Source organism: Streptomyces sp. NPDC039465, from assembly GCF_055639315.1.
The window spans coordinates 708,727-717,905 of the sequence record NZ_JBVKAP010000004.1; the positions used below are offsets into that span (position 1 = coordinate 708,727).

Genomic DNA, 9,179 nt, shown 5'->3' on the forward strand with positions numbered 1-9,179 from the left:
CGCCCCGCCGCGCGCAGCCGCCGCACCCGCCCCCGGGGGTCCGGGGGCCTGCCCCCGGTTTCGGGAAGGGGCTGGTGGGGGAGAGGCGCCGCGCAGCGGCCCCCTCGCTCACCACCGCGCCGGATCCGCCGACTCCACCGCGAACACCGACCCGTCCGGCGCCGACCCGAACACCTTCCCGTCCGCCGGCAGCGGCGCCGGCAGCGTCCCCGCGTGGCCCAGGCGGCCGCCCCGCAGCCGCGGGTCCGTCTGGCCGAGCAGGACGCCCCGCGCCGAGTCCACCGCCAGCAGCCGCCCGTCCGCCGCCGAGAAGTACAGGCGGCCCCCGGGCCCGACGGACGGCCGGGACACCCGGCCCGCCGCCGTCTCCAGCTGCCACAGCCGCCGACCGCCCGGCACGTCCGTCTCCACGGCCACCAGCGTGCCGCTACGGGACAGCAGATACACCGCCCCGCCGTCCACCACCGCCTTCGTCTCCGTCATCGGGAACGGCAGCGCCACCCGCGTCACCGCGCGCGTGCCCGGCTCCCGGCGGACGACCGCGACCGCCCGCGCGTCCGGGTCCAGCTCCGTGAGCAGCAGCGCCCCGCCCGGCCCCGTACCCGCCGGGACCAGCGTCCCCGCGAGCCGCTGCTGCCAGGCGATCTCGCCCGTCCGCGCCCGTACCGCCGTGACGAGCGTGTGCCGCTCACCCGCCGCCTCGAAGGCGGTCACCAGACCCGACCCGGCGTCGTACGGCCCGAACCGCGGATCGCCGTGCCCCCGCAGGCCGTGCCGCCACAGCCGCGCGCCCGTCGCCCCGTCCAAGGCCGTCACCTCGCCCGACCGGGACGCCAGCAGCAGCGTGTCCCCGGCCGGATGGACCCCGTCCAGGTGCGCCGAGACGTCCGCGTTCCAGCCGGCCGCACCCGTGCCCGGTGCGTACGTCCGGTACGTACCGTCCTCGGTCACCGTCCCCACCAGCCCACCCGAAAGCACCGGCGCCTGGACCTCCACCCCGGTCCGCCCCGGGTGCGACCACAGCACCCGGCCGCTCGCCGGATCGATCCGGGCCGCCGCGATCCCGCGCGCCGCGCAGTACAGGCCCCCGCCCTCGGAGGGCGCGAAGGAGCAGACGGGCGCCGCGTCGTCCCCGCCCGGCAGAGCGGTCCGCCAGGCGCTGAACGGCTTCGCCGCCGCTGCCTGCCCCGCCCGGTCGGTCCGTCCGGCCGCAGCGTCCCGGCCCGGCACGGCGGCCACCCACACGCCCCCGCCCACGAGCACCGCCAGCGCGGCGGTGACCAGAGGCCAGCGCCGGCGCCGGCGCCGCTGCCGGGGATGCACGCCGTCCGGGCGCGCCCCGTCGGAGGGCTCACCCTGCGCGTCCTCCTGAGGCATCCGCGGCCGCCGCTGCGCCGGTATGAACGCCGCCGCCTCGTACGACGGCGGCAGCAGCGCCGCCATGATCTCGTCCGGCGTCGGCCGCTCCGCCGGCTCCTTCGCCAGGCACCGCCCGACGAGGTCCGCGAGCTCCTCCGGTACGCCCGTCAGGTCCGGCTCGTCGTGCACCACCTGATACGCCACGATGTAGGGGCTGTCCGAGTCGAACGGACCGCGTCCGGTCGCCGCGTGCACCAGCACCGACCCCAGCGCGAACACGTCCGCCGCCGGCCCCACCTGCCGCGGCCGCTGGAACTGCTCGGGCGCCATGTACGGCGGCGACCCGATCAACTTCCCCGTCTCCGTACGCAGATCACTGTCCACCGGCCGTGAGATCCCGAAGTCGATGACCTTCGGCCCGGTGTCGGTCAGCAGGACGTTCCCCGGCTTGAGGTCCCGGTGCACCACCCCGGCCCGGTGGATGTCGCGCAGCGCCTCCGCGAGCCCGGCGGTCAGCCGCCGCAACTCCGCCCGCCCCAGCGGCCCGCTCCGCTTCACCTGCTCGGCGAGCGTCGGCCCCGGCACGTACAGCGTCGCCATCCAGGGCCGTTCCGCCTCCGGATCCGCGTCCACGACCGGCGCCGTGAAGGCCCCGCTCACCCGCCGCGCGGCGGCCACCTCCTGGCGGAAACGCGCTCTGAACTCCGCGTCCGACGCATAGTGTTCGTGCACGATCTTGACTGCGAGCCGCAACCCCGAGGCCGAACGGGCCAGATGGACGACTCCCATCCCGCCGGAGCCGAGACAGGCTTCCAGACGGTATGCGCCAGCGTACTCAGGATCCTCCGCTTCCCGGCCGACGCCGGTACCGCGCAACGGTGGCATAGCCCCACCCCGTATGTTTCCCCGTGTGTTCGTGCGCGTGCACGACGCACGGAGCCTAGTCGATGAGGCCTGAAATCCGGCCAGGGCTTGTTAGCCTGCGCGCGTCGTCCAAACGGGGGAGAAGAAGCATGTCCATCGACGAGAGCACAGGCGCGAGCACCGGGGACCTCACCGCCCAGACCGCCGCCGCCGTCACGCGCTACCCGATCGCACCCGGCTACCGCGTGAACGTCCGCAGCGGCCCCGGCACCCAGTACCGCATCGTGCGCACCCTGCCGCTCGGCGCCACCGTCCCCATCTACTGCCAGCGGCCGGGCGAGCGGATCTCCGGCCCGTACGGCACCACCTCGCTCTGGGACAACATCGCCGACGGCGAGTACGTCTCCGACGCCTATGTGAAGACCGGCAGCGACGGCTACGTCGCCCCGCGCTGCTCCTGACCCCGCGCTCCGGGCTCCGGGGATAATCGAAGCGTGAGCGACGAGCAGAGCACCCCGAACACGCCCCCAGGGCCGCAGCCCGAGGAGATCCGTTTCTTCGGTACGACCTGGGTGAACCACGACAACGGCTACGGCCCGCGCCGGGCCGCCGTCGCCGTCGGCTCGCTCGCCGCCGCCGTCGCCGGCTGCTTCGTACTGCGTTTCGGCTACCAGGGACTGGAGATCGCCGACGTCGGCGGCTTCGTCAACATCCTGGTCGTGGTCATGTTCGCGGTGTGCAGCGCCATCGCGTTCCGCAAGACCTGGGAGGGCTTCGTCCGCCGCCCCGCCGACCCCGCCCGCGAGGAGTCGCTGCGCAGCCTGAAGGCGATCGGTTTCATCGGCTCGCTCCTCGCGTACTTCTTCCGCTCGCTGACCGAGGCGCCCGGCGAGGGGCTGCGGCGCGCCGAGTACGAGACGGCCCTGGAGCGGTACGAGAAGCGCCGGGGGACGCGGACGGGCAACCCGGCGGCCCGCAAGAAGCCCAAGCCGAAGCGGAAGTAGCCGGGCGCACGCGCGCGGGGCAGAAGGGGTACGGGGAAGCATGGCGGACCCGGCCGTGTTCGAGCGGTACCGCAAGCGCCTGTGGGGCACCGCCTACCGCTTCGTCCGCCCGGACGACTCGCCGCGCGAGGGGCTGCTCGCCGGCCGGGTCGCGGCCGTCACCAAGGAGCAGATCGTCCGCTCCACGGTCCGTTTCCCGTCCGCGGTGCGGCTGGTCCCCGGCATCGGCTGACGCGGACCGCGCCCGCGCACCTGCCGCGCGCTCAGGCGACCTGCGGCGCACACCGCATCCCGATGTAGACGCATCCGGTGCCGTCGGGAAGGGTGGAGAACACCACCGGCATCCAGTCCTCGCTGAAGGACGTCCCGGCACCGGACGCGGCGTACACGCTCTGCGACAGCGGGACGAGGTCGCACTCCAGCGGCGGGGAGGCGACGGCCATGCCGTCGACGAACTCGTACCGCAGATGCCGCTCGGTGACCGTGATGACCACGCCTTCGCGGCGGTACGTCCCGGTCAGCGGGGTCATGTCCACCACCGGGGGCCGCTCGGCCGGGGCGAACTGCTCCGGCATCCGCACTCCGGCCACCTCGGCGAGCAGCTCCCGCATCAGCTGCGCGTACAGGGGCCGGGCGCTGCCGCCGTTGGTCAGCAGGGCCACCGCCACACCCGCCTCCGGCACCACCCGCAGGTAGGCGAACTGCCCGACCGAGGATCCGTCGTGCCCGTAGCCCGGGGCGCCGTTCCAGTCGTACAGCGTCCAGCCCAGTCCCCAGCCGTCGGCGCTGACGGTCCACTTGTCCGGTACGTCGATCACGCGCCGCTGCATCTCCGCGACTGCCTCGGCGGCCATCACGCGCGTGCCGTCGGCCGCCAGCCCGCCGTCCAGGTGCATGCGCGCCAGCCGTACGACATCCGCGGCGGAGGCGATGACCCGGGCGCCGGGGCCGCCCGCGCGGGGCATGTAGTCCCAGACCGGCGTGGGTTCGGGGTCCTGTCCCGGCTCGCCGACATGTCCCATCGCGGCGCGGAAGCGCAGTGCCTCCTCGGGCAGCGTCATCGTGTGCGTCAGCCCGAGCGGTTCGAAGAGCCGGGTCCTCAGCGCCTCGTCCCAGGTCTGGCCGGTGATCACCTCGATGACCCGGCCGAGGGTCACATAACCGACGCCGCTGTAGGACATCGTCCCGGGCGGACAGTCCATCGCCGCCTGCTTCGCCGCCTCCACATAGCGGGCGATGCAGTCGTCGCCACGGCCGGTGTCGACGACGAAGTCACAGGTGAGGCCGCTGGTGTGGCTGAGCAGCTGACGGATGGTGATCACCTTGGTGGCCTCCGGGTCGGAGGTGCCGAACTCGGGCAGCACCTCCACCACGGGCGCGTCCAGGTCGAGCTCCCCGGCTCCGGCGAGCTGCATGATCAGCGTCGCCGTGTAGATCTTGGCGACCGACCCGAGCTGGAACACCGAATCCGTCGTCGTCTCCACGCCGGTGCCCCGGTGCAGGACCCCGCTGGCCAGTTCATGGATCTCACCGCCGGTCAGCACGGCAAGCGTGGCGCCGGGGACGTGGTGGGCGGCCCGGAGCTCGTCGAGGCGGCCCTGCCAGCGGTCGAGGTCGAAGGTCATCGCGAGTCTCCCCTGTAGATGCGTTGCGTCCGCCGCGCCTGAACTCGTACGGCGTGCGGTGTGCCGAACACTGTACGAACACCGAACGGTGTTCGCAACCTCGTACGACGCTCACGCTTGACGGTCATTTCTGTTCGCGCGCACTATTCATCACATGATGAATTTCTCGGAACCGCGCCCCGCCGACCCCCACAAAGCCGGCCCCGCCCCCGCCATCGCCGCCCGCGGCCTCACCGTCGTCCGAGGCGACCGCACCGTCCTGCGCGGCCTCGACTTCGACGTACCCCCAGGCCAGATCACCGGCCTCCTCGGCCCATCAGGCTGCGGAAAATCCACCCTCATGCGGGCCGTCGTCGGCACCCAGGCCAAGGTCACCGGCGACCTCCAGGTCCTCGGCCACCCCGCCGGCCACGCCACCCTCCGCTCCCGCATCGGATACGTCACCCAGGCCCCGTCCGTCTACGACGACCTGACCGTCCGACAGAACCTCGACTACTTCGCCGCCGTCCTCCAGCCCGGCCGCGCCCACCGGGACACCCGCCGCACCACCGTCACCCGCGCCATCGCCGACGTCGACCTCACCGACCACGCCGACGCCCTCGCCGGCAACCTCTCCGGCGGCCAACGCAGCCGCGTCTCCCTCGCCGTCGCCCTCCTCGGCACCCCCGAACTCCTCGTCCTCGACGAGCCCACCGTCGGCCTCGACCCCGTCCTGCGCCGCGACCTCTGGAACCTCTTCCACCGCATCGCCGCCGGCGAGACATCAGCCGCCTCCGGGGCGCGGGGCACCACGATCCTCGTCTCCTCCCACGTCATGGACGAGGCCGAACGCTGCCACCGCCTCCTCCTCATGCGCGAAGGCGAGATCCTCGCCGACGACACCCCCGACGCCCTCCGCCACCGCAACGACACCGCCACCGTCGAAGAGGCCTTCCTCCACCTCGTCGACACCGCCAACGCACTCCACGGCACCCGCCCCCGCACCCCCGCCGCCCCCACGGAGAACGTCCGATGACCACCGCCCGCACCCTCGCCACTGCGGCCCGCGTCCTGCGCCAGCTACGCCACGACCCCCGCTCGATCGCGCTGATGATCCTCGTGCCGTGCGTGATGCTCTTCCTGCTCCGCTACGTCTTCGACGGCAGCCCCAGGACCTTCGACTCCATCGGCGCCTCACTCCTCGGCATCTTCCCGCTGATCACGATGTTCCTCGTCACCTCCATCGCCACCCTCCGCGAACGCACCTCCGGCACCCTCGAACGCCTCCTCGCCATGCCACTCGGCAAGGGCGACCTCATCGCCGGCTACGCCCTCGCCTTCGGACTGCTCGCCATCGTCCAGTCCGCCCTCGCCACCGGCCTCGCCCTCTGGGCCCTCGGCCTCGACGTCACCGGCTCCCCCTGGCTCCTGCTCCTGGTCGCCCTCCTCGACGCCCTCCTCGGCACCGCCCTCGGCCTCTTCGTCTCGGCCTTCGCCGCCTCCGAATTCCAAGCCGTCCAGTTCATGCCGGCCGTGATCTTCCCCCAACTCCTCCTCTGCGGCCTCTTCGCACCCCGCGCCACCATGCAGCCCGTCCTGGAAGGCATCTCCAACGCCCTGCCCATGTCGTACGCCGTCGACGGCATGAACGAAGTCCTGCGCCACACCGACGTCACCGCCAACTTCATCCGCGACGTCCTCGTCGTCGCCGCCTGCGCCCTGCTGGTCCTCGCCCTCGGCGCCGCCACCCTCCGCCGCCGCACCGCCTGACCCGTACGCCGACCACGTACCGCCCCTCGGACACCCCACACCACCCGCCCGCCACGGTGCGAGGATGGCGACACGAACCCCCAGCGGCGAGGTGAACAGAGCCATGACCCAGACAGTCGCAGTCCTCGGCACCGGCAAGATCGGCGAAGCCCTCCTCAGCGGCATGATCCGAGCCGGCTGGCGCCCCGCCGACCTCCTCGTCACCGCCCGCCGCACCGAACGCGCCGAAGAACTCCGCGCCCGCTACGGCGTCGAACCGGTCACCAACGCCGAAGCCGCCAAGCGCGCCGACACCCTCATCCTCGCCGTCAAGCCCCAGGACATGGGCAAGCTCCTCGACGAACTCGCCCCCCACGTCGGCGCCGACCGCCTCGTCATCAGCGCCGCCGCCGGAATCCCCACCTCCTTCATCGAGGAACGCCTCACCGCCGGCACCCCCGTCGTCCGCGTCATGCCCAACACCCCCGTCCTCGTGGACGAAGGCATGTCCGTCATCTCCGCGGGCAGCCACGCCACCACCGAACACCTGGCCCACACCGAAGAAATCTTCGGCGGCGTCGGCAAGACCCTCCGCGTCCCCGAAACCCAGCAGGACGCCGCCACCGCCCTCTCCGGCTCCGGCCCCGCCTACTTCTACTTCCTCGTCGAAGCCATGACCGACGCCGGCATCCTCCTCGGCCTGCCCCGCGCCCAGGCCCACGACCTGATCGTCCAGGCCGCCATCGGCGCCGCCGTCATGCTCCGCGACAGCGGCGAACACCCCGTCAAGCTCCGCGAAGCCGTCACCTCCCCGGCCGGCACCACCATCAGCGCCATCCGCGAGCTGGAGAACCACGGCGTACGAGCCGCCCTCATCGCCGCCCTGGAAGCCGCCCGCGACCGCAGCCGCGAGCTCGCCTCCGGCAACGGCTGACCAAGCCGCGCCACCCCCTTCCCCTAGTCGCCCGCCGCGCGGGCTGCGGCAGCGAGGTCACCCGGCGCCGGCACCCCGCCGCCCACCTCGCCACCCGCCCGCGCGACCACCGAGCCGCCTTCCGTCAGCCCACCACCACTCCTTCCGGCGCCGGAACCGCCTCCAGCAGCCCGATCCCCCGATACGCCTGATCCACCACAGGCCGCGCCAACGCCCGAGCCCGCGCAGCCCCTCCCGTAGCACCTGGTCCACATAGCCCGGATCGGCCGCCAGCTCCGCGTGCCGCTCCCGCACCGGCCTCAGCAGCTCCACCACCGCATCGGCCGCGTCCCGCTTCAAAGACCCGTACGACTCATATACACCGGCCAGCTCCTCCGGGTTCCCACCCGAGCACGCGGCGAGAATGTCGAGCAGATTCGCCACCCCCGGACTGCCCTCACGGTCGTACGACACCTCACGCCCGCTGTCGGTCACAGCCCGCATGACCTTCCGCCGCACCACATCGGCCTCGTCCAGCAGATAGACGATCCCCGCCCCGCTCTCGTGCGACTTGCCCATCTTCGACGTCGGATCCTGCAGATCCATCACCCGCGCGGCGACCGCCGGATGCGTCGCCCTCGGCACCGTGAACGTCTGCCCGTACCGCTGGTTGAACCGCACCGCCAGATCCCGCGCCAGCTCCACGTGCTGCGTCTGGTCCTCACCCACCGGCACCTCATCGGTCCGGTACGCCAGGATGTCCGCCGCCATCAGCACGGGATACGTCAGCAGCGACAGCCGCACACTCTCCCCGGCGGCCCGCGCCCGCGCGCCCTTCTCCTTGTACTGGATCATCCGCCGCAGCTCCCCGTCCGTGGCCGTGCACTCCAGTACGTACGAGAGCCGCGCGTGCTCGTCCACATGGCTCTGCACGAAGAGGGTGCACCGCTCGGGGTCGAGCCCCGCCGCCAGAAGCAGCGTCGCCGCCTGCCTGCTGAGCCGCCGCACCCGCGCCGGGTCGTGCTCCACGGTCAGCGCGTGCAGATCCACGACGCTGAACAACGCCTCAGCCTGGTGCTGGTCCACCTCTACCCACCGCCGGACGGCCCCGAGGTAGTTGCCCAGCGTCAGGTGCCCGGTCGGCTTGACCCCACTGAAGATCCGCGCCATCGCGCTCTCCTCTCATCTCCTGGTCGAGGCCGCCGCGACCGACGGCCGACCTCCGGGAGGGAGAAACGCGAACGGCCGCCGAGGGCGGCGGCCGTTGAGTGCATGCGTGTCTGCGGCCGCCGTCAGGCGGCCCACCACTGAAGGGCACAGGCATGCGTAGTCATGCCGCGAGGGTACGCGCCCGGCCCCGGGTTGACACGGGATTACCCCGTCCGTAGTGTTCTCCGGGTTGTCCGACGTGAGCACCGACTCCGGTCGGCCCCGGACAGCCATTCCGCAAGATCCACTTGAAGCGCACGATGCTCTGTTGTCGTGCTGCTTTTTCGTGCGCTTTTGCGAAATGAGGAATCCACGTTCGAAAGATCGTGGGGCTCGGAAGCCCGATTAGCGTCGGGGCCGGGGATTCCGCTAAAGTCTCACTCGTCGGAACGGCCCAACAGCCGGAAAGACAACTCCCGCTGACTGGGAATCAGGCCCGAAAGGATCTGATAGAGTCGGAACCGCCGGAAAGGGAAA

The 9,179-nt window shown here is 72.3% G+C and carries 8 protein-coding genes and 1 pseudogene; 6 read left to right on the forward strand and 3 right to left on the reverse strand.

What is annotated here, in order from left to right; translation table 11 throughout:
• Nucleotides 1-108: 108 nt before the first annotated feature.
• Nucleotides 109-2,244, reverse strand: a complete 2,136-nt coding sequence (locus ACZ7LT_RS17770; protein ID WP_471236961.1) for a serine/threonine-protein kinase — start codon at nucleotides 2,242-2,244, stop codon at nucleotides 109-111.
• A 128-nt stretch (nucleotides 2,245-2,372) separates the two neighbouring features.
• On the opposite strand from ACZ7LT_RS17770, the gene ACZ7LT_RS17775 reads away from it, so the two are divergent.
• Genes ACZ7LT_RS17775 through ACZ7LT_RS17785 form a run of 3 tightly spaced genes read left to right on the forward strand, consistent with a single transcriptional unit; the run spans nucleotide 2,373 to nucleotide 3,459 of the window.
• Entirely contained in the window at nucleotides 2,373-2,684 is a 312-nt protein-coding gene (locus ACZ7LT_RS17775) for an SH3 domain-containing protein (RefSeq protein WP_471236962.1), read from the forward strand.
• 33 nt (nucleotides 2,685-2,717) lie between these two features.
• Nucleotides 2,718-3,227, forward strand: coding sequence for a hypothetical protein (locus ACZ7LT_RS17780; protein ID WP_471236963.1), 510 nt, complete (start codon nucleotides 2,718-2,720; stop codon nucleotides 3,225-3,227).
• A 40-nt stretch (nucleotides 3,228-3,267) separates the two neighbouring features.
• Nucleotides 3,268-3,459, forward strand: coding sequence for a hypothetical protein (locus ACZ7LT_RS17785; RefSeq protein ID WP_471236964.1), 192 nt, complete (start codon nucleotides 3,268-3,270; stop codon nucleotides 3,457-3,459).
• 31 nt (nucleotides 3,460-3,490) lie between these two features.
• Here the strand turns inward: ACZ7LT_RS17785 and ACZ7LT_RS17790 are convergent, their stop codons facing one another.
• Nucleotides 3,491-4,852: a serine hydrolase domain-containing protein gene (locus ACZ7LT_RS17790; protein ID WP_471236965.1), complete on the reverse strand. Its 1,362-nt coding sequence runs from the start codon at nucleotides 4,850-4,852 to the stop codon at nucleotides 3,491-3,493.
• A 154-nt stretch (nucleotides 4,853-5,006) separates the two neighbouring features.
• Here ACZ7LT_RS17790 and ACZ7LT_RS17795 point away from each other — a divergent pair, with 154 nt between their 5' ends.
• The 3 genes from ACZ7LT_RS17795 to proC all read left to right on the forward strand — a co-directional run bounded on the left by ACZ7LT_RS17795 (nucleotide 5,007) and on the right by proC (nucleotide 7,514).
• On the forward strand, nucleotides 5,007-5,867 hold the full coding sequence (locus ACZ7LT_RS17795; RefSeq protein WP_471236966.1) for an ABC transporter ATP-binding protein: 861 nt from the start codon (nucleotides 5,007-5,009) through the stop codon (nucleotides 5,865-5,867).
• The gene (locus ACZ7LT_RS17800) at nucleotides 5,864-6,601 is read left to right on the forward strand and encodes an ABC transporter permease (RefSeq protein ID WP_471236967.1); all 738 of its coding nucleotides are present in this window, start codon (nucleotides 5,864-5,866) and stop codon (nucleotides 6,599-6,601) included. The genes ACZ7LT_RS17795 and ACZ7LT_RS17800 overlap by 4 nt, the downstream gene beginning before the upstream one ends.
• Before the next feature lie 103 nt (nucleotides 6,602-6,704).
• Complete coding sequence (gene proC, locus ACZ7LT_RS17805) at nucleotides 6,705-7,514, forward strand: pyrroline-5-carboxylate reductase (protein ID WP_471236968.1); 810 nt, start codon at nucleotides 6,705-6,707, stop codon at nucleotides 7,512-7,514.
• A gap of 124 nt (nucleotides 7,515-7,638) precedes the next feature.
• Here the strand turns inward: proC and trpS are convergent.
• A pseudogene (gene trpS / locus ACZ7LT_RS17810) lies at nucleotides 7,639-8,663 on the reverse strand (tryptophan--tRNA ligase).
• Between the last annotated feature and the right edge of the window lie 516 nt (nucleotides 8,664-9,179).

What these genes read in the sequence shown, in the direction of transcription:
- ACZ7LT_RS17795 (WP_471236966.1), top strand. Translation starts at nt 5,007, where the DNA reads ATGATGAATTTCTCGGAACCGCGCCCCGCCGACCCCCACAAAGCCGGC.
- ACZ7LT_RS17790 (WP_471236965.1), bottom strand. Translation starts at nt 4,852, where the DNA reads ATGACCTTCGACCTCGACCGCTGGCAGGGCCGCCTCGACGAGCTCCGG.
- ACZ7LT_RS17800 (WP_471236967.1), top strand. Translation starts at nt 5,864, where the DNA reads ATGACCACCGCCCGCACCCTCGCCACTGCGGCCCGCGTCCTGCGCCAG.
- ACZ7LT_RS17785 (WP_471236964.1), top strand. Translation starts at nt 3,268, where the DNA reads ATGGCGGACCCGGCCGTGTTCGAGCGGTACCGCAAGCGCCTGTGGGGC.
- ACZ7LT_RS17770 (WP_471236961.1), bottom strand. Translation starts at nt 2,244, where the DNA reads ATGCCACCGTTGCGCGGTACCGGCGTCGGCCGGGAAGCGGAGGATCCT.
- proC (WP_471236968.1), top strand. Translation starts at nt 6,705, where the DNA reads ATGACCCAGACAGTCGCAGTCCTCGGCACCGGCAAGATCGGCGAAGCC.
- ACZ7LT_RS17775 (WP_471236962.1), top strand. Translation starts at nt 2,373, where the DNA reads ATGTCCATCGACGAGAGCACAGGCGCGAGCACCGGGGACCTCACCGCC.